The sequence below is a fragment of the Ensifer adhaerens genome, assembly GCF_028993555.1.
GTDB classification, from domain to species: Bacteria; Pseudomonadota; Alphaproteobacteria; order Rhizobiales; family Rhizobiaceae; genus Ensifer; species Ensifer adhaerens_I.
In genome coordinates, this window is sequence record NZ_CP118611.1 from 556,524 (window position 1) to 574,800 (window position 18,277).

General features: G+C 62.5%; 15 protein-coding genes. 13 read left to right on the forward strand and 2 right to left on the reverse strand.

The features are described 5' to 3' along the window. Positions 1 to 42: 42 nt before the first annotated feature. From PWG15_RS22955 to PWG15_RS22980, 6 genes are all read left to right on the forward strand, one after another. Positions 43 to 1,971, forward strand: coding sequence for an ABC transporter substrate-binding protein (locus PWG15_RS22955; RefSeq protein ID WP_275026321.1), 1,929 nt, complete (start codon positions 43 to 45; stop codon positions 1,969 to 1,971). 243 nt (positions 1,972 to 2,214) lie between these two features. Beyond that, complete coding sequence (locus PWG15_RS22960) at positions 2,215 to 3,087, forward strand: ABC transporter permease (protein ID WP_275027171.1); 873 nt, start codon at positions 2,215 to 2,217, stop codon at positions 3,085 to 3,087. Further along, positions 3,084 to 3,956, forward strand: coding sequence for an ABC transporter permease (locus PWG15_RS22965; RefSeq protein WP_275026322.1), 873 nt, complete (start codon positions 3,084 to 3,086; stop codon positions 3,954 to 3,956). The genes PWG15_RS22960 and PWG15_RS22965 overlap by 4 nt, the downstream gene beginning before the upstream one ends. Positions 3,957 to 3,991: 35 nt before the next feature. Continuing rightward, positions 3,992 to 5,668, forward strand: coding sequence for a serine hydrolase domain-containing protein (locus PWG15_RS22970; protein ID WP_275026323.1), 1,677 nt, complete (start codon positions 3,992 to 3,994; stop codon positions 5,666 to 5,668). Further along, complete coding sequence (locus tag PWG15_RS22975) at positions 5,665 to 6,771, forward strand: aminotransferase class I/II-fold pyridoxal phosphate-dependent enzyme (protein WP_275026324.1); 1,107 nt, start codon at positions 5,665 to 5,667, stop codon at positions 6,769 to 6,771. Before PWG15_RS22970 ends, PWG15_RS22975 begins: the two co-directional genes overlap by 4 nt. Before the next feature lie 380 nt (positions 6,772 to 7,151). After that, positions 7,152 to 7,952 (forward strand): M55 family metallopeptidase, encoded by an 801-nt coding sequence (locus PWG15_RS22980; protein WP_275026326.1) that lies wholly within the window; start codon positions 7,152 to 7,154, stop codon positions 7,950 to 7,952. Here the strand turns inward: PWG15_RS22980 and PWG15_RS22985 are convergent, their stop codons facing one another. Continuing rightward, positions 7,953 to 8,894 carry a LysR family transcriptional regulator gene (locus tag PWG15_RS22985; RefSeq protein ID WP_275026327.1) on the reverse strand — a complete coding sequence of 314 codons (942 nt, stop codon included), beginning with the start codon at positions 8,892 to 8,894 and terminating at the stop codon, positions 7,953 to 7,955. Positions 8,895 to 9,099: 205 nt separating this feature from the next. Between PWG15_RS22985 and PWG15_RS22990 the strand changes: the two genes are divergently transcribed. The 7 genes from PWG15_RS22990 to PWG15_RS23020 all read left to right on the forward strand — a co-directional run bounded on the left by PWG15_RS22990 (position 9,100) and on the right by PWG15_RS23020 (position 16,908). Further along, positions 9,100 to 10,725 carry an amidohydrolase gene (locus PWG15_RS22990; RefSeq protein WP_275026329.1) on the forward strand — a complete coding sequence of 542 codons (1,626 nt, stop codon included), beginning with the start codon at positions 9,100 to 9,102 and terminating at the stop codon, positions 10,723 to 10,725. Between the two features lie 55 nt (positions 10,726 to 10,780). Beyond that, positions 10,781 to 12,373 (forward strand): ABC transporter substrate-binding protein, encoded by a 1,593-nt coding sequence (locus PWG15_RS22995; protein ID WP_275026330.1) that lies wholly within the window; start codon positions 10,781 to 10,783, stop codon positions 12,371 to 12,373. A gap of 81 nt (positions 12,374 to 12,454) precedes the next feature. Then, positions 12,455 to 13,390, forward strand: a complete 936-nt coding sequence (locus PWG15_RS23000; RefSeq protein WP_275026331.1) for an ABC transporter permease — start codon at positions 12,455 to 12,457, stop codon at positions 13,388 to 13,390. A gap of 5 nt (positions 13,391 to 13,395) precedes the next feature. Beyond that, positions 13,396 to 14,217, forward strand: a complete 822-nt coding sequence (locus tag PWG15_RS23005; RefSeq protein ID WP_275026332.1) for an ABC transporter permease — start codon at positions 13,396 to 13,398, stop codon at positions 14,215 to 14,217. Then, positions 14,214 to 15,122: an ABC transporter ATP-binding protein gene (locus tag PWG15_RS23010; protein WP_275026333.1), complete on the forward strand. Its 909-nt coding sequence runs from the start codon at positions 14,214 to 14,216 to the stop codon at positions 15,120 to 15,122. The genes PWG15_RS23005 and PWG15_RS23010 overlap by 4 nt, the downstream gene beginning before the upstream one ends. Then, on the forward strand, positions 15,119 to 16,081 hold the full coding sequence (locus tag PWG15_RS23015) for an ATP-binding cassette domain-containing protein (protein WP_275026334.1): 963 nt from the start codon (positions 15,119 to 15,121) through the stop codon (positions 16,079 to 16,081). Before PWG15_RS23010 ends, PWG15_RS23015 begins: the two co-directional genes overlap by 4 nt. A gap of 122 nt (positions 16,082 to 16,203) precedes the next feature. Further along, positions 16,204 to 16,908 (forward strand): gamma-glutamyl-gamma-aminobutyrate hydrolase family protein, encoded by a 705-nt coding sequence (locus PWG15_RS23020; protein WP_275026335.1) that lies wholly within the window; start codon positions 16,204 to 16,206, stop codon positions 16,906 to 16,908. Positions 16,909 to 16,953: 45 nt separating this feature from the next. Here the strand turns inward: PWG15_RS23020 and PWG15_RS23025 are convergent, their stop codons facing one another. Next, positions 16,954 to 18,261, reverse strand: coding sequence for an MFS transporter (locus PWG15_RS23025; protein WP_275026336.1), 1,308 nt, complete (start codon positions 18,259 to 18,261; stop codon positions 16,954 to 16,956). Between the last annotated feature and the right edge of the window lie 16 nt (positions 18,262 to 18,277).

Genomic DNA, 18,277 nt, shown 5'->3' on the forward strand with positions numbered 1-18,277 from the left:
AACGAGAAGAAAAACTTCCGCCTCCACCAAATGGGAACAACGATGAAACGCACCTTAGCCCTGGCTCTCTGCCTCGGGCTCGGCATCGCGGCTGCGCCCGCTATGGCCGAGACCAAAAACCCCGGCACTTTCGTCTTCATGTGGACCGACGACATCCAGTCGTTCGATCCGGCCTATATCGCCAACACGCCGAGCTCCTACGGCTCGCTCAACATCTACAGCCGTCTTTTGAACTTCAACGGTTCGAAGATTTCAGAGTTCGTGCCGTCACTCTCGACCGAGGTGCCGTCGCTTGAAAACGGCCTCATCAAGCAGGGCACTGACGGCTCTGTCAGCTACACCTTCCCGATCCGCAAGGGTGTGTTCGCCCACAAGGTCGGGATCAAGGGCGCCGACGGCAAAGTCACCTGGGAATACTACGACAAGCTGACCGACGCGCAGAAGGCGACGATCGAGCCCGGTTACGGCCAGATCACGCCAGAGGACGTGCGCTATTCGCTGCTGCGTGCCATCCTTCAGGGGCAGTCGTGGATGTCGAACGCGATCACCGAGGTGATCACCGCCGGCAAATACACCGATATCGCCAAGTGGGTAGAGACCGAAGGCGAGGTCAAATCCATCAACGACGCCAGCCCCGAGGTCTTGCGCAAGGTCTATGACCAGCTCGCGTCGCAGATCGTCGTCGATGGTGACAACGTCACGCTCAAGCTGCCCAAGTCGTTTCCGGCAACACTCGGTGTGATCGCGCTGCCTTTCGGCACCTCCATTCTCGACAAGGAATGGGTCGGGTCGGTCGGCGGCTGGGATGGTTCGGCCGACACCTGGAAAGCTCACTACCGTCCCGAACTCGGCGCCAATCCGCTGTTTGCCGAAGAAAACGGCACCGGGCCGTTCATGCTCGAGGAGTGGGATCGGACCGACCGGCGCATCACCCTGAAGCGCTTCGACAATTACTTCATGGGGCCGGCCAAGCTCGACCGCGTGGTCATGCGCACGGTGCCGGAATGGACGACGCGGCGCCTGCAGCTTCTGTCCGGTGACGCCGATTTCGTCACCGCCCCGGTCGAGTTCATCGACGAACTCAGCAAGACCGAAGGCGTCAAGGTCATCGACGGACTGCAGAAAGTGTTCTCGCGCGGCATCTTTTTCGCCTGGCCGCTCGACGACAACGACAATCCGGCCATCGGCAGCGGCAAGCTGGACGGTGCGGGCATTCCGCCGGACTTCTTCGCCGACATCGACGTGCGCAAGGGCTTCAACTACGCCCAGAACTACGACGCGCTGCTGAACCAGGTCCTGCTCGGCAAGACCGTGCAGTCGCGCGGGCCGACCGTGCGCGGCATCATGGGCTACCGCCCGGACTCGCCCATCTACAGCTACGATCCGGCCAAGGCCGAGGAACACTTCAAGAAGGCGTTCGGCGGAAAACTCTGGGACACCGGCTTCGCCTTCACCGCCTATGTGACCGAGGGCAATCCGCAACTGACGGCGGCACTTTCGGCGCTGCAGCAGGGCCTGTCGCGTATCAATCCGAAGTTCAAGATGCAGATCCAGGCGCTGCCCTGGGCCTCGGTCTCAGACAAGCTCAACAACCGCGAAAAGCCGGCCGCTCCCTTGACGGTAATGGGCTGGGGGCCGGACTATTCCGATCCGGGCGGCCCGCTCGGCGCGGCCAGCTACTATCTATCGCCGACGGGCCTCGTCGGCGGCATGGTCGGCCAGGGCTACCGCGACCTGATGGCAGAGAAGTTCAAGCCACTGCTCGACGAAGCCTGGGCCTCGGTCGACCCCGCCGTGCGCGAGCCGATCTACGCCAAGCTGCAGGAGATGTCGTACGACTACGCCACCACCCAGTTCCTCTGGGAGGACTTCGGCTATGTCGTCACCCGCAGCAACATCGATGGTTATGTCGACAACATGATCCTCTACGGCGCCTGGGACTTCTACCCGGTCACCAAGGCCAACGATTGATTGGCCAGGGCATGCCGGGCGGCTATCCCGCCCGGCATGCCCTTGTTTCATTCTCCCTGAAATCGGAACGTGTGAACCGTGCTGAATTACGCACTCAGACGACTGATGATGCTGCCGATCGTCCTCTTCGCGCTGTCGTTGATGATCTTCGCGCTGCAGATGTCGCTCTCGCCGACGCAGAGACTGGCGGCCTACGCGCCGTCACCCGACTATCTCAAGGGCGGTCAGGAGAGCATCCGCCGGATGATAGAGCAGTATGGGCTGAACGATCCCTTCTATTCCCAGTACGGCCGCTGGATCGGCGGCGTCCTCAGCGGCAATCTCGGTTGGTCCGAGACGGCCCGCCAGCCGGTGTCGACGGCGCTGATGTCGCTGTTTCCGGCGACGCTGGAACTGGTCGTGCTCGCCTTCGTTCCCTGCCTGCTGCTTGCCGTCTTCCTCGGTTCGCGTGCCGGCATCTATCTCAATCGTTGGCCGGACCACGTCATCCGCATCTTCACCATTCTGGGCTGGTCTTTCCCCGTCTACGTCTTCGGCCTGCTGATGCTCTTGATCTTTTATTCGGCACTCGACTGGTTTCCGCCCGGGCGGCTCAGCCAGTGGGCGCAGACCGTGGTCAGCTCCGGCGAGTTCGTCCGCTACACCGGCGCCAACACCGTCGATGCCCTCTTGAACGGCAACCTGGCAATCTTCGGTGATGCGCTTCGCCACCTCGCAGCACCCGTTATCACGCTGACCTATGTCAACGTTGCGAGCATGACGCGCGTGATGCGCACCTCGATGTTGGAAACGCTGCGCCAGGATTACGTTCGCACGGCCCGTGCCAAGGGCCTGCCGCGCCGCGTCGTCGAATTGCATCACGCCAGGCGCAACGCACTTCTGCCGCTTGCAACCATCGCCGGCATGGAGCTCGCCGTGATGATGGGCGGTGTGGTCATCACCGAGACCATCTTCGACTATGCTGGTCTCGGCCAGTTCGCGGCCAAGACCGCCGCCAATCTCGACTTCCCTGCCGTTCTCGGCTTCGGCCTCTATTTCGCGGTCGTTCTGGTGGTCATGAATCTGGTCGTCGACCTCATCTATCCGTTGCTCGATCCGAGGGTGAAGACGCAATGAAGTTTCTTCGTTACCTCGCAAAAAATCCGGTGTCGCTGTTCGGTGTCGTGATCCTCTTCGCCTTCGTGCTGATCGCCGTCTTCGCGCCCGTCCTGGCGCCGCCGCAGAGCTTCCAGCTTTCGCCTTACGACACGCCGCGCGCAGGCTTCCTGGCAACGCCGCAGCCGCCTTCGCCGGAGGCCGTCTTCGGCACTACGCAAGGCCAGTACGACATTTTCTACGGTGTCGTCTGGGGCACGCGCACGGCATTCAAGATCGGGCTGGGGGTCGTCGCGATTTCCGTGCTGATCGGGACCATCGTCGGCGCAGTCGCGGCCTATTATCGCGGCGTCATCGAGGAGGTGCTGATGCGCATCGTCGACGTGTTCATGGCCGTCCCGTTCCTGATCGCGGCCATGGTGCTGACGGCGTTGCTCGGCAAGGGTATCGTGCCGATCACCATCGCGCTCACGACGTTCGGCTGGATGAGCTACGCCCGCATCGTGCGAAGCGAGATCCTGAGGATCCGCGAGATGGATTATATCCATGCGGCAAGGAGCTATGGCGCCAGCGATCTGCGGCTGATCGTGCTGCATATCCTGCCCAATGCGATGTTCCCGGTGCTGGTGCTGGCGACAATGGCGACCGGTTCGATGGTGCTGTCTGCCTCGGCACTCAGCTTTCTCGGTGTCGGCACCGAAGAAGGCTATGCCGACTGGGGCCAGTTCATTGCCTATTCGCGCAACTGGATCGTCGGCCAGCCCGGCAACCCCTTCCAGTTCTGGTACACGCTGGCATTCCCCGGCGCGGCCGTCTTCCTTTTCGTGCTGTCGTGGAACCTGGTGGGTGATGCGCTGCGCGACATGCTCGACCCCCGACATTCCCATTGAGACCCAATCCTTTTACGACCCAAGGAGCATTTTCCATGTCCTCTCTGTCTGCTGCTTCCATCGAGCTGTTGGAGGATCTGATCCGCTACGAGGTCGAGGACAAGGCGATCCCGTCGATCTCCTACGCCCTCGTCGACCGCGACGGCGTACTTGCCGAAGGCCATGTCCAGCGCCACGACCGCCATTTCGCCATGGGCAAGGACACCTGCTTCCGCATCGGTTCGATCACCAAGACGTTCACCTCGCTGGCAATCATGCAGTTGGTTGAAAAGGGGCTGGTCGATATCGATGTCGATGTCTCCACCTATCTGCCCGGCTTCAAGCCGGAAAATCCGTTTGCCGGTGCCGAAGGTGGGCCATACGGTTCGGTGATCAGCCTGCGCAAGCTGATGACCCATACCGCCGGTCTCGTGCGCGAGCCGAAGAGCGGCCACTATCTCGACGCCACCCGGCCGCCGCTCGAAGATACGGTCAATGAGCTTGCAAGCTCTGTTCTGAAGCAGGATCCGAGCCTTGGGATGATGCACTATTCCAACGCCGGCATCGCCGTCGTCGGGCGGGTGATCGAGACGGTGACCGGCCAGAGCTACTCGGACTACGTCGCCGCCAACATCCTGAAGCCGCTCGGCATGGACAATTCCTCCTGCGGCATGGCGCCCGGCATTCGCGAGCGGCTTGCGCCGGCCGACATGTGGACGCTCGATGGCGACACACCGGCCCCGGTCTTCAGTCTCGGCGGTTCGCCGGCCGGCAACATCTTTTCCACCACCGGTGACATGGCGCGTTACGCTCAATGCCTGCTGCGCGGCGGGTTCGATGCGCAAGGCAATTCCATCATCTCGCCGAATTCGCTGCGCGAAATGTGGACGCCGTTCGGCAAGCGTCCGGCCGGCCACGACAGGACGCTCAACGGCTATGGCCTTTGCTTTGGTTCCGGCGACGTCGACGGCTGGACCTCGGTCGGTCATGGCGGTGCGGTCTATGGTTATGCTTCGCAGATGATGCTTCTGCCTTCCGCCGGCGTCGGCGTCTTGATTTTCGCGACGCTCGATTTTGCCAATCAGATCGCGTCGCGGCTCGGCGTCGACGGCGTGCGCATCGTGCTTGCCGAGCGCAAGATGGGTAAGATGCCGGAGCGGGTGCAGCGCCCGCCGGAGATCTCCGAAGGCCAGTTCAAGACCCTGCCGGGCTACTACCGGGACGACGCCACGCAGGAGATCGTCGAGGTCAAGTCCAGGGACGGCAAGATCTATCTGATGGGCGAGGGTGTGCCGCACCGGATCCGTCCGGTTGCCGGCAACGACTTCGTCATCGACGGCCGCATCTACGGGCGCGGCGCGGACTACGCCCACATGAACCTCTCCTTCCCGGATGTCGGAAAACTCGTCTGGAAGGATGCGAGTTGGACACGCATCGAGGCAGTTGTCGACGAGACTGTGCCCGATGAGATCGCGCCGTATCTCGGCGAGTACGGGCCGGACTTCAACATCACCTACCTGACCTACAGCCATGGCGGGCTGAAGTGCCTGATCGAGTATTTCTGCACCCACACCTGCGAACCGGTCGATGAGGGGCGCTTCCGCATGCATGGGCGGCTCTACGAGGACGAGATCCTCGAACTCGATGCTGTCGACGATAACGGCAAGCGCGGCATTCGTGTCGGGCCGATGTTCTTGGAGCGGCGCAACCCATCCCAGGCGGAAGCGGCGTGACCCGGACCATGACCGCTCCGATCAAGATGGAGTCACCCCTGGGCGCCCGCATGTTCATCGGCGGGCGCGAGGTCGACTATTACTGCGGTACTTCGTACTTCTGCCTGCATGGCCACCCCGAAGTGATCGAGGCGGCCTGCAACGCCACTCGGCAGTACGGCATGGGTCCGGGCACGCTTGCCCACATGCAGGTCTATGCCGATCTGCAGGAGCGGTTGCGCGACTGGTTCGGCACGGAGGAGGTCGTCTACATGATCTCCGGCTACACCAGTCCCATGGTATTGCTGCAGGGGCTGCGCGACGACTTCGATGTCATTCTGATGGATTCCGCGACCCACTACAGCACCCGCGATGCCATACCGACGCTTAGCAAGCGGATCCATGAGTTTCGCCATGCCGACCCGGAGGATCTCGCGTTGCAGCTTTCACTGCATGTGAAGTCCGGTGAACGGCCTGCCGTGTTGACGGATGGTGTCTTCCCGTCCTCGGGAAAGCTGGCACCGCTTGCCGACTTCCGGCAGGCGATGGCGCGCTATGACGGCGCATTGCTCTGCATCGATGATTCCCACGGCGTCGGTGTTCTCGGCGAGACCGGGCGTGGCTCGCTGCAACATGCGGGGCTCGAAGGCGGCGGCAACTACCTCGCCGGCACGATGAGCAAGGCCTTCGGTGCGCTTGGCGGCATCGTCCCCGGCAGTACGGATCTTGCCGCGAAGATAGCGGGCAATGCCATGATCATGCGCGGTGCTTCGCCGGCGCCTCCGGGGCTTGCGGCCGCGGCCGCCGCATCGTTGCGGGTTTTGCAAACGACGCCGGAAAAGCGCGCCAACCTCGTCCGCAACGTCAGGCATATGCGCGGCGGGCTGCGGGCACTGGGTTTCGAAGTCGCCGACACGCCGGTGCCGATCGTTACCATCCAGGGTGTCACCGACCTCGAACAATTGCGCGATCGTCTTGCCGAGCGCGACATCATCGTCAGGGTGCAGCAGCCGGGTGGCTATTCCGATACGCCAGACGTGTCGACCATGCGGCTTGCGGTGTTTTCCGAGCACACACCTCACCAGATCGACCGGCTGCTACAGTCGATGGGCGAGCTTCTTTAAACCAGCGAGGCAGCGCCACCACCGATTGGGGAGCAGCGAAAGCTCGGTCGTCTGCCGACCGAGCTTTGACGGCTGTCCGTGAGGGCGATCCGTAACGCATTGAAATAACGGGGATCAGGCGGTTTTTGCATAGAGTTTTGCCCAAATTGAATTGGTCAGTGGTGGCGAGTTGCACCAATGTCGGTGCCAACGACAGGCAACCAGATGGTGGCCGCCAGCCAGCGGTACCTCTCCGAGAGGCCGATCGATCTTGCTCCCAGTGCGGCCGCCGAGACCTGGCGGTTGCCGCAACTGAAGGCGCACTGCTCGGACCCCCGCCACGCTTGCCGGAACGACCGCACAACTCGGCACTTGCCGACTGAACGAAGGAGGAACCGCCCATGAAAGTCTTCATTTCCGCCGATATCGAGGGCACCGCGGGCATCGCACATTGGGACGAGGCCGAGCGCACCCATGCCGACTGGACCGAATTCCGTGCCCTGATGACCGCCGAGGTGGTCGCCGCCTGTGAGGGCGCGCGCGCCGCGGGCGCGACCGAAGTTGTCGTGAAGGACGCCCATGACAGCGGCCGCAACCTCATTCTCGATCGCCTGCCGGATTACGTCCGCATCGTGCGCGGCTGGTCTGGCCATCCGGATGCGATGATGTTCGGCCTCGATGCCGGCTTCGCCGCGGCGATCTATACGGGCTATCACTCCAAAGCCGGTAGCGAGGACAATCCGCTTGCCCATACCTCCACCATGCGTATCTCGCGCCTGCTCCTCAATGGTGAGGTCGCGTCGGAGTTTACCGTCAATGCGCTCTGTGCCTCCGGCTACGGCGTGCCATCGGTCTTCCTTGCCGGCGATGCGGGCATTTGCGCGCAAGCACGGGCCATGGTGCCAGGGCTGAAGTCCGTGGAAACGCTGGAGGGCAAAGGTCGTTCAACGACGTCGATCGCCCCGGCATGGTCGCGCCGGCTCATTCGCGAAGGCGTAGCAGAGGCGCTTTCCGGCGATTTCGCACAGGTCCTGCCGAGAAGGGCAGAGCGTTACGAGGTCGTGATCGAGTTCAATAATCCGACGGATGCCTATCGTGCCGGCTGGTATCCCGGTGCCTATGCGCACGGTCCCCGCGCCGTCGCCTTCAAGCACGCGGATTTTGCGGAAATCCTGCGCGCGCTGGTCTTTCTGAAAGCCTGATCAGGCGCGTTCGCGCTCTAGGAGCAGCTTTGCTGTTTGCCAGAGGTCTTCGACCCTGCGGCTGCGCGTCGCGGTGTGACGGTAGAGACGAATTTCGAGGTCGAGATTCCACCCTGGATCCGCGGAGGCGGGCACCAGGCCCCCGGCCTCGATCACATCGCGCGCAAGGCTCTCCGGCAGCCAGCAGACGCCGGCACCGGTCACCGCCATGTTCATCAGACCGGCGCTGATCGTGTTCTCATGGGTGGTGCGGCGCCGGAAGGGTGGGCGGCGAAGCATCAGGCGTGACAGGGCGACACCGAAAAACGAATTGAACCCGTAGCTCAGATAGGGGATGGCGAGCCGCGGCTGCGCGACGGCGCGTTCGAGAATGTGCAACCCGGGCAGCGTGCCACCGGCGATGGAAACATTTGCGGCGGCGAGCGGGATCAGCCGGTCATGCGCGATCGTCAGCGACGAAAACTGTCCGCGGTCGAGGTGGAAGGGCACCTCCGCATGAGCATACGTCAGAAAGAAATCCGCCTCGTCGCCGATGAGGGCCTCTAGGTTGGCCTCGATGCCGCCGCGATCGGGCATCAGCGAGGTGCTGAAGGCGCCGCCAGTTTTCTCCAGGCGTTTGAGCCAGCGTGGGAAGATTGTTACCGTCAGCGTGTGGAGTGCGGCAAAGCGGATGAGGCCTTCTTCGTGAGACGGGCGCAGCGACTCGCGCGCCGCGTAGAAGGTGCGGATCGCCTCCTGCGCAATCGGGAGGAAATTGCGACCCGCCGGCGTCAGTTCCGCCGGCATGGTGGCGCGGCTGATGAGCGTCGCGCCGAGCCAACCCTCCAATTGTTTGATGCGCCGGCTGAAGGCCGGTTGCGTGACGTTGCGCAACTCGGCAGCGCGCGAAAAGCTCCACGTGTCGGCGAGCGTCACGAAGTCCTCCAGCCACTTGATCTCCATGCCCCGCTCCCCTGTGCGTTAGAGTTGTAGGCGATCATAAGTTGTTGGAATGAAATCGCTATGCCGATATTGCATCGGCTTTTGCTAAAAGCGAATTGGCCAAACCCAATCAAACCTTTCAGGTTGTGCCCAAGGCAAACAGTTCTGATTTCAGTGCAGCGGAGGAGGCTGCGAAATCAGGCTGATAACAAAAGGGAGATTGTTAATGGCCTTCCAGCTTCACGCTGATCTTATTCTGCGCAATGGCCGCATCTGGCGGGGCAGGGAGGAGGGGATCAGCGAGGCTCTTGCCATCTGGCAGGGCAAGGTTCTGGCCACCGGCAGCGACGCTGACATGCTGAGCCTCAAGGGGCCGCACACCGAGGTCATCGACCTCGAAGGCCGTTTCGCCAGTCCGGGCCTCATCGACAACCACCTGCACCTGATCTCGACCGGCATTACCATGGGTTGGGTCGATACGACGCCTGCCGCCGCGCCGACGCTTGCCGCTCTGCTCGAAAAGCTCGCCGAGCGCGCCGCAGCCACGCCGAAGGGCGGCTGGGTGCGCGCGCGGGGCTATGACCAGGTCAAGCTCGATATCGGCCGGCACCCGACCCGCGAGGAGCTCGACCGGGCCGTGCCGGATCATCCTGTGCTGCTGACGCGCGCCTGCGGCCATGTCGCCATCGCGAATTCGCTGGCGCTGAGGCTGGCCGACGTCACAGAGGCAACGCCGGTACCGGATGGCGGCGTGATCGGCACGACCGACGGCCGCCTCAACGGCTTCCTTGCGGAAAACGCGCAGAACCTCATCAAGGGTGCCATGCCCGAGGTGACGACGGAGGAGCTGATCGACGGCATCGAGCGGGCAGGGCGCTATCTTCTCTCGCTCGGCATCACCAGCTGCATGGATGCGGCCGTCGGCCAACTCGCTGGCTTTGCCGAAATCCAGGCCTATGAGATGGCCAAGCTTTCCGGTCGCCTGCCGGTGCGCGTCTGGCTGACGCTGCTCGGCGATCCCGGTGTCTCGATCGTCGAGGATTCCTGGCGCGCGGGTCTCATATCCGGCGCCGGCGACGATATGTTGCGCGTCGGAGCCGTGAAGATCTTTCTCGATGGCTCGGCTGGCGGACGCACCGCCTGGATGTCGAAACCCTATCTGGGCGAGCCCGACAATATCGGCGTGCAGATGCTGCCCGATGCGGAGGTCGAGGCGATCGTCAAATCCTGCCACGACCGTGGCTATCAGATGGCCTGCCACGCCATCGGCGACGGCGCGATCGAACAGCTTGTCACGGCCTATGAAAAGGCGCTTGCCGCCAATCCCGATCCGGACCGGCGTCACCGCATCGAACATTGTGGCTTCTCGTCTCCCGGGCAAGATGCGCGTATGAAGGCGGCCGGCATCCTGCCGGCGCCGCAGATGGCCTTCATCCACGATTTCGGCGACAGCTACGTCTCCGTGCTCGGCGAGGAGCGCGGCAAGGCCTCCTACCAGATCGGCACCTGGATGCGCATGGGCCTCAAGCCGTCGACCGGCTCGGATTCGCCCGTCTGCTCGCCCGATCCCTTCCCCAACCTTCACGCCATGATCACGCGCAAAACCGGCAGGGGCACGGTGATGGCGGAGGCGGAGAAGCTGAGCCGTGAGGAGGCGTTGCAGGCCTTTACGGAATACGGCGCCTATTCGCAGAAGGCAGAGGGCGTGAAGGGCAGGCTGGTGCCGGGCCAATGGGCCGACATCGCAGTCTTCGATAACGACCTCCTGGAGGCGCCTACGGATACCATTCTCTCAGGCACGCGTTGCTTGATGACCCTGCTTGCAGGCCGCGTCGTGCATGTCGCGCGCTGACGGCCTGCCGGACTGAAAGAAACAAAGCCGAAAACGGCACGAGAGGGAAAACAGCATGCTGAAAAGACTGACACTGGCCGCAATGCTCAGCCTGGGGGTTGCTACCGGGGCGCTGGCCGCCGGCGAACGCCATGGTGGAACGCTCGTCTTCACCGCCCCCTATGGATCGAGCTTCGCCACGCTCGACGTTCAGGCGAGCCCGAACACACAGGAAGAATTCATCACGCAAGCCATCCACCGCGCGCTCTATAGCTGGGATTCGAACCAGAACAAGCCGGTGCTGGAACTGGCAAGCTCGGAAGACGTCTCCGCAGACGGCACGGTGCACACCTATCACCTGCGCGACAATGCCGTCTTCCACAACGGCAAGCCGCTGACGGCAGACGACATCATCTATAGCTACAAGCGTATCGCCAACCCGAAGAACGCCTTCCCGGGCGCCAGCTACATTGCCGTCATCAAGGGCGCGGAAGAGTTCATCGCCGGCAAGGCCGAGGAGATTTCGGGCCTCAAGAAGATCGACGACCACACGCTGGAGATCACCTACACAGGCCCGATCAATCCCGGCTTTCCGCTGATGCAGAATACGACGGTGATCTATCCGTCCAATGTCGAGGATGAATCGAGCTTCGCCAAGACCCCCGTCGGCCTCGGTGCCTTCGTCTTCAAGGAGCACGTGCCGGGTTCGCAGGTCGTCGTCGAAAAGTTCGACAAGTATTACGAAGAGGGCAAGCCCTATCTCGACCGCATCAATATCGTGCTGATGGCCGAAGACGCCGCCCGCGACGTCGCGTTCCGCAACAAGGAAATCGACGTCTCCATTCTCGGCCCCACCCAGTACCAGGCCTATCAGGGCGAGGACGCCCTGAAGGACCACCTGCTCGAGGTCGCCGAGGTCTATACGCGCAATATCGGCTTCAACCCCGCCTTCGAACCGTTCAAGGACAAGCGGGTCCGTCAGGCGATCAACCATGCCATCAACGCACCGCTGATCATCGAGCGCCTCGTCAAGAACAAGGCCTATCCTGCCGCCGGCTGGCTGCCGATTTCCTCGCCTGCTTTCGACAAGGACAAGGTGCCCTATGCCTTCGATCCGGAAAAGGCGAAGGCCCTGCTGGCGGAAGCGGGCTATGCCGATGGCTTCGAATTCGAAGTGACGGCGAGCCCGAACGAGAGCTGGGGCGTTCCGATCGTCGAAGCCATCCTGCCGATGCTGAAGAAGGTCGGCATCACGGTGAAGCCGAAGCCGGTTGAAAGCTCTGCGCTCGGCGATGCCGTGACGTCGAACAACTTCCAGGCCTTCATCTGGTCGAACCTTTCCGGTCCCGATCCGCTGAACGCGCTGCGTTGCTACTATTCCAAGACGGCGCAGTCCGCCTGCAACTATGCAAGCTATGCGAGCCCGGACTTCGACAAGCTCTATGAGGCAGCCCAGCAGGAACGCGACCCGGCCAAGCAGAACGACCTGCTACGCCAGGCCAACAACATCGTGCAGGACGACGCGCCGGTCTGGTTCTTCAACTACAACAAGGCTGTCATGGCCTACCAGCCATGGATCCACGGCCTTGTACCGAACGCGACGGAACTGGCGGTCCAGCCCTATGACGAGATCTGGATCGACGAAACGGCGCCGGATGCGCGCAAGTAAGCCCTGAGAGGTTCGGGGCGGCTTCGGCCGCCCCACACATCAGTTGTCCCGCCCGTCCGGGTGGCCAAAATGGAACCGCTCATGCTTCGTTTTACCCTGCGCCGCGTCCTGCAGGTCGTCCCGACGATCGTCGTGGTGGCGCTGCTGATCTTCGTTATCTTCTCCGTCGTTCCCGGTACCTTCGCGGCCAGCCTCTTTGCTGATGGCAAACGCGCCGCCGATCCGCAAATGATCGCTCGCCTCAACGAGGAGTTCGGGCTTAACAAGCCGTTGATGGAGCGCTTCGTGACCTATGTCACGGATCTCGCGCGGTTCGATCTCGGCACCAGTTTCCGCACGCGCCAGCCGGTCGTCGACCTCATCAACGACCGCATGGGCGCCTCGCTTCAGCTTGCCGTCGCCGCCATGGTCTTTGCCATTGTCGTCGGTGTGCCGCTTGGCTTTCTCGCCGCACTCCGGCCCGGTTCCATACTCGATACGGTCACGATGATCGGCGCGGTCTCAGGTCTCTCCATGCCGCAATTCTGGCTCGGCCTGTTGATGATGTATCTCTTCGCCCTGCAGCTGAACTGGTTGCCCAGTTTTGGCTATGGCGACGGCTCGTTGCAAAACCTCATACTGCCTGCCGTGACCCTCGGCGTCACGCCGCTGGCGCTGCTCGCGCGAACCACGCGGGCAGGTGTGCTCGACGTATTGAACGCCGATTTCATCCGCACTGCCCACTCCAAGGGCATGAGCGAGGCCAAGGTGGTGCGCTGGCATGTGGCCCGCAATGCACTGGTGCTGATCGTCACCACGGTCGGCCTGCAGTTCGGCTCGCTGATCGGCCAGGCCGTCGTCATCGAAAAGCTCTTCGCCTGGCCCGGTATCGGCTCGCTGCTCGTCGATAGCGTGGCGATCCGTGACATTCCCGTGGTGCAGGGAACGATCCTCGTCATCGTGCTTTGGTTCCTGATCATCAACACCGCCGTCGATCTGGTCTATGCCGCGATCGATCCGCGCATCAAGCAGGGGTGACGCGCGTGCGCCTAGGCTTCAATTTCTGGCTCGGTGCGACGCTGACAGTTCTGGTCATCTTCGCCGGTATCCTCGCCCACTGGATCGCACCTTTCGATCCGGTGCTCGATGCGGATCTGATGAATTCCGAACTGCCGCCGGACGCCACCTTCTGGTTCGGCACCGATGGGCAGGGACGGGATGTCTATACCCGCATCCTCTACGGTGCCCAGATTTCGCTGACCGTCGGCATCGTGTCGCAGGTGATCAACTCGATCATCGGTGTCACGCTCGGCATGACGGCCGGTTACTGGGGCGGCTGGTGGGACGATCTGGTGAACGGGCTGACCAACGTCATGCTCGCCATCCCTTCGTTGATCTTCGCACTCGCGGTGATGGCCGTGCTCGGCCCCGGCCTGCCGTCGCTGCTCATTGCGCTCGGTCTTACCAACTGGAGCTGGACCTGCCGTATTGCACGGTCCTCGACGCTCTCGCTGAAGTCGCAGGGTTACGTGCAGGCAGCCCAGACGCTTGGTTATGGCGACCTGCGCATCATGTTCACGCAGATCCTGCCCAACATGATGGGGCCGATCCTCGTCATGGCGACGCTCGGCATGGGCTCGGCGGTGCTGTCGGAAGCGGCGCTCTCCTTCCTCGGTCTCGGCATCCAGCCGCCGTTCCCGAGCTGGGGCTCGATGCTGACCGACGCGCGCCAGCTCATCCAGCTCGCGCCCTGGGCAGCGCTTTTCCCCGGCCTTGCCATCTTTCTATCGGTGCTCGGCTTCAACCTTCTCGGCGATGGCCTGCGTGACAGCCTCGATCCGCATATGAGGACGCGCAAGCCATGACCCAGCCGCTTCTCGACATCAGGGATCTGCGCCTCGGCGTTTCGCTCGGCCGCTCCGTTCATCCGCTGCTAAAGGGCGTCTCCTTCCAGATCATGCCCGGAGAAGCCTATGGTCTCGTCGGCGAATCCGGCTCCGGAAAATCGGTCACATCGCTCGCCGTCATGGGGCTTTTGAAAAGGCCGCTCGCCGTTTCGGGCGGGGCGATACTGTTCAAGGGCCAGAACCTGTTGGCGTTGCCGAAGCGTGAGATGCGGCGCCTGCGCGGCAACCGCATCGCCATGATCTTCCAGGAGCCGATGACCGCGCTGAACCCGCTTTCGACGGTCGGCCGGCAGATTGCGGAAATGTTCGTGCTGCATCAGGGAAAAAGCTGGACGGAAGCTGAAAAGCTTGCCGTCGAGGCGCTTGCGAACGTGCGCGTGCCCAATCCCGATCGCCGCGCGAAGAACTACCCGCATCAGATGTCGGGCGGACTGCGCCAGCGCGTGATGATCGCCATGGCGCTTGCCTGCAGCCCGGACCTGCTGATTGCCGATGAACCGACGACCGCGCTCGACGTTACCGTGCAGGCCGAGGTGCTTCGCCTCATCAAGGAACTCTGCGCGGCGCGCGGTACGGCGGTGCTCTTCATCAGCCATGACCTCGGCGTCATCGCCAGTATCTGCCAGCGCGTCGGCGTGATGTATTCGGGCTGCCTCGTCGAGGAGAACGAGACGCGGGCACTGTTCGAAAGTCCGCGGCATGAATATACCCGCGGCCTGCTCGGCGCCCTGCCGCGCCTTGGAAGCCGCAGTGAACAAGGGCGGCAGCGGCTCGTCGATATCGACAGCATCATTTCCGACCGCTCGAAGCTGACAGAGAGCCGCTTCATCGCACCGCGTGAACTGGAAGGGAGCCAGCCATGACCGCTCCGCTGTTGCAGGTGGACGATCTTCACGTCCGTTTCCCCATTTCCGGCGGTGGCCTGCTCGGCACCGGACGGCGCACGCTTCACGCCGTCAACGGCATCAGCTTCGAACTGGCCAAGGGCGAATGCCTGTCGATCGTCGGTGAATCCGGCTGCGGCAAGTCGACGACGGCGCTATCCATCCTCGGCCTCCAGGAACCGACCGAGGGCATGATCCGCTTTCGCGGAAAGCCGCTTGCCGGCCCCGGCGCGCCGGACCGCATGGACAGGGCGAAAGCGGTGCAGATGGTGTTCCAGGATCCCTATGCCTCGCTCAACCCGCGCCAGTCCGTGCGCACCTCGCTTGCCGCGCCGCTGCGTTTGCATGGCATCACCGCCACCTCGGAAATCGAGGGTCGCATCGAGGTGATGCTGAAGAATGTCGGCCTGACGCCCGAGCAGGCGGGGCGCTACCCGCACGAATTCTCCGGCGGCCAGCGCCAGCGCATCGGTATTGCCCGCGCGCTGATCCTCGAGCCTGAGATCGTCGTACTCGACGAGCCGGTCTCCGCCCTCGACGTGTCGATCCGCGCCCAGATCATCAACCTGTTGCTCGACCTTCAGGAAAAGCTCGGCCTCTCCTATCTGATGATCAGCCACGATCTGAGCGTGGTGGAGCACATGAGTGACCGGGTGCTGGTCATGTATTTCGGCGAGATCGTGGAAGAGGGCGGCTGGCGCGAGATTTTCGAAGCGCCCACCCATCCCTATACGCGACGGTTGATCGCGGCCATTCCCGATCCGGATGCGGCGCTGAACCCGGCAGCCAAGCAGGGGAGCGACGCCACCGTGCCGCAACTTTTCGGCCGCAGCTTCGTTTCCGATGGCAGCACCGCGCCGGATGTCTTTACCGCCCCTGTTCGATCCGAGCTGATCGAGATCGGCGGGAACCATAGGGTTCGGATGGCTTTGGCCTAGCCCGTGGAGCGCTTTCAGCAAAATCTCGTTCAAAATAGACGTGGTGTCGGTCTGAAAATGGCTACCCATGCGATCCGAACGGGATAGATGTACGTAGAATTTCTAGAACCCGGGACAAACCAATGGGCCGCATGCCGAAGATCGCCGTGATCATGGATGAAAACACCAGTTCAGGTGGCGGGCGTTACGATACCTCGCGGAACTACTTTTCCGCCCTCCGTCGCGCCGGCGCCTTTGCTTTCGGTATCCCGTACATCCCCGACATGGTGGGCCAAGTCGTCGAGGAATTTGACGGGTTCCTGAGCGTCGGCGGCCGTATCAACTTTCCGAAGGATTGGTACGTCGAAGGAGACCAATCCCAGTATCCGCCATCTGATCGCCTTGCCGTCGATAGGGCGCTGATGGAAGGGTTCCTTGCACGCGACAAACCTGTGCTGGGAATCTGCAATGGCATGCAAATGCTCGGGTGCCTGAACGGCTGCCGGATGGTCTCGGATGTCCGTTCGTCTTGGCCGGGGGCCCTCAATCACGACCAGGGCGGTGTGTCACACGACGTGCATGTCGTTGCCGGCACCAGGATGGCTGATATCTTCGGCGCGCAGACATTCGCCGTGAACACGTTTCATCGGGAGGCGATTGTGGAGGTTTCCGGCGCAGTGACCGTGACGGCCCGGGCATCAGATGGAGTCGTCGAGGCAATCGAGATCGGCACGCAGCCTTTTGCCATGGGGCTGCAATGGCACCCGGAATTGCTGGACGCCGATAGCCATCCGGGCGCTCGGGTATTTGACGCATTTGTCGAAGCGGCAAGCCGCCGACCTCGCTGATCGCAAATAGACATTCCGCCGCGACGGCTGCCTCCGTTGGGGCATTCAGTTGTTGTGGCCGCTGTAGCGTAGCAGTGCCGGAACGCGCAGAGCCAGGAGCGTGAGCGATATGGCCAACAGCGTCCCGCTGATCAGCGCCACATTGGCGATACCGATGATTTCTGCCGCCGAGCCGAGCAGCAGGCTCGAAACCGGCATGACGCCGATGGTCAATTCCTGAATGCCCATCACGCGTCCCTGCACGTGCGGTTCGGTCATCATCAGCATGAGCGTGGTTTGCAGGATACCGAACGGTGCCGCAGACAGTCCGATGAGCCCCATGAGAACAAACGAGAGTGGCAACGACGACGACAGAGCGAAGGTCGCCCAAAGAGCGCCCCAGATCGCCGTGCCGATCAGGAAAAGGCCGCCCTTGTAGCGGAAGTCTCCGAGACTGGCGATGACGAGCGCGCCAGCCAGGCTGCCGGTACCCGCGCATGCCAGTAACAGGCCAAGCCCCTGTGGTGTGAGGTCCAGATGTTCCTTGGCGATAACCGGCATGAAGCCCTGGTAGATCGGCCACAACAGGATATTGGCCAGGAATGTGACGCCGAGCACGGACCGGAGGAGGGCGTTCCCGGAGATGGTGCGAAAGCCTGCCGTCACAAGGCTAGCGATGCCTTCCTCTCGACCTGGTTGGCGGCTGCTCTTCAGGTTCCTCATCGGCCAGAGCGCTACGAACGAAACGAGATACCAGCCGGCGGAGATGGCGAGCGCTGATGCAGCTCCGAATGCTACGATCATTGTTCCGCCGAGCGCCGGTCCGATCATCTGCGTCAGGCTCAGAACAAGCGAGTTCAAGGCATTCGCGTTGCTGAGCTTTTCGCGATCGACGAGATCGGCGACCAGCGCAAAACGTGCCGGCTGGGATGGGGATTGCGCCAGGCCAAGGCAGAAGCCGCCAAAGACGAGGCCCCAGAAGGTTACTTTGTCGAGCGCTACGAGAAGCGCAATCAGGCTGAGGACGGCAAAAGCCCAGCCGGACGCAGCCAAAAGCAGCCTGGGTCGGTCGAAGCGGTCCGAAATCACGCCGGCGAGAGGACCAAGCATCATCGGTCCAAGCCTTGCCGCGGTGAAGAGCGCGACGGAAAACTCCGAGCGGGTGATCTCAAACACCAGCCAGCCGAGCACGAGCGTCTGGGTCCAGAGGCCGCCGAAGAAGAAAAGGTTGGATATCCAGAGCCTTCGATACCCCGGATAAAGGAGAAGAGACGACGCGATCCTGGCCAGGAAGCCGGCGCGGGGGGCGCATTTCGAGGGGCGCTCGCTTGGGATCGTGTCGGAACCGGCTGCGCTGTCCAGTTCTTGCGTCATCACATTGCACCTTTCC

Excerpts from the sequence above, each read along its gene's own strand:
- PWG15_RS22970 (WP_275026323.1), top strand. The coding sequence starts at position 3,992 with ATGTCCTCTCTGTCTGCTGCTTCCATCGAGCTGTTGGAGGATCTGATC.
- PWG15_RS22980 (WP_275026326.1), top strand. The coding sequence starts at position 7,152 with ATGAAAGTCTTCATTTCCGCCGATATCGAGGGCACCGCGGGCATCGCA.
- PWG15_RS22985 (WP_275026327.1), bottom strand. The coding sequence starts at position 8,894 with ATGGAGATCAAGTGGCTGGAGGACTTCGTGACGCTCGCCGACACGTGG.
- PWG15_RS23025 (WP_275026336.1), bottom strand. The coding sequence starts at position 18,261 with ATGACGCAAGAACTGGACAGCGCAGCCGGTTCCGACACGATCCCAAGC.
- PWG15_RS23015 (WP_275026334.1), top strand. The coding sequence starts at position 15,119 with ATGACCGCTCCGCTGTTGCAGGTGGACGATCTTCACGTCCGTTTCCCC.
- PWG15_RS22955 (WP_275026321.1), top strand. The coding sequence starts at position 43 with ATGAAACGCACCTTAGCCCTGGCTCTCTGCCTCGGGCTCGGCATCGCG.
- PWG15_RS23020 (WP_275026335.1), top strand. The coding sequence starts at position 16,204 with ATGGGCCGCATGCCGAAGATCGCCGTGATCATGGATGAAAACACCAGT.
- PWG15_RS23010 (WP_275026333.1), top strand. The coding sequence starts at position 14,214 with ATGACCCAGCCGCTTCTCGACATCAGGGATCTGCGCCTCGGCGTTTCG.
- PWG15_RS22990 (WP_275026329.1), top strand. The coding sequence starts at position 9,100 with ATGGCCTTCCAGCTTCACGCTGATCTTATTCTGCGCAATGGCCGCATC.
- PWG15_RS22960 (WP_275027171.1), top strand. The coding sequence starts at position 2,215 with ATGATAGAGCAGTATGGGCTGAACGATCCCTTCTATTCCCAGTACGGC.
- PWG15_RS22995 (WP_275026330.1), top strand. The coding sequence starts at position 10,781 with ATGCTGAAAAGACTGACACTGGCCGCAATGCTCAGCCTGGGGGTTGCT.
- PWG15_RS22965 (WP_275026322.1), top strand. The coding sequence starts at position 3,084 with ATGAAGTTTCTTCGTTACCTCGCAAAAAATCCGGTGTCGCTGTTCGGT.
- PWG15_RS23000 (WP_275026331.1), top strand. The coding sequence starts at position 12,455 with ATGCTTCGTTTTACCCTGCGCCGCGTCCTGCAGGTCGTCCCGACGATC.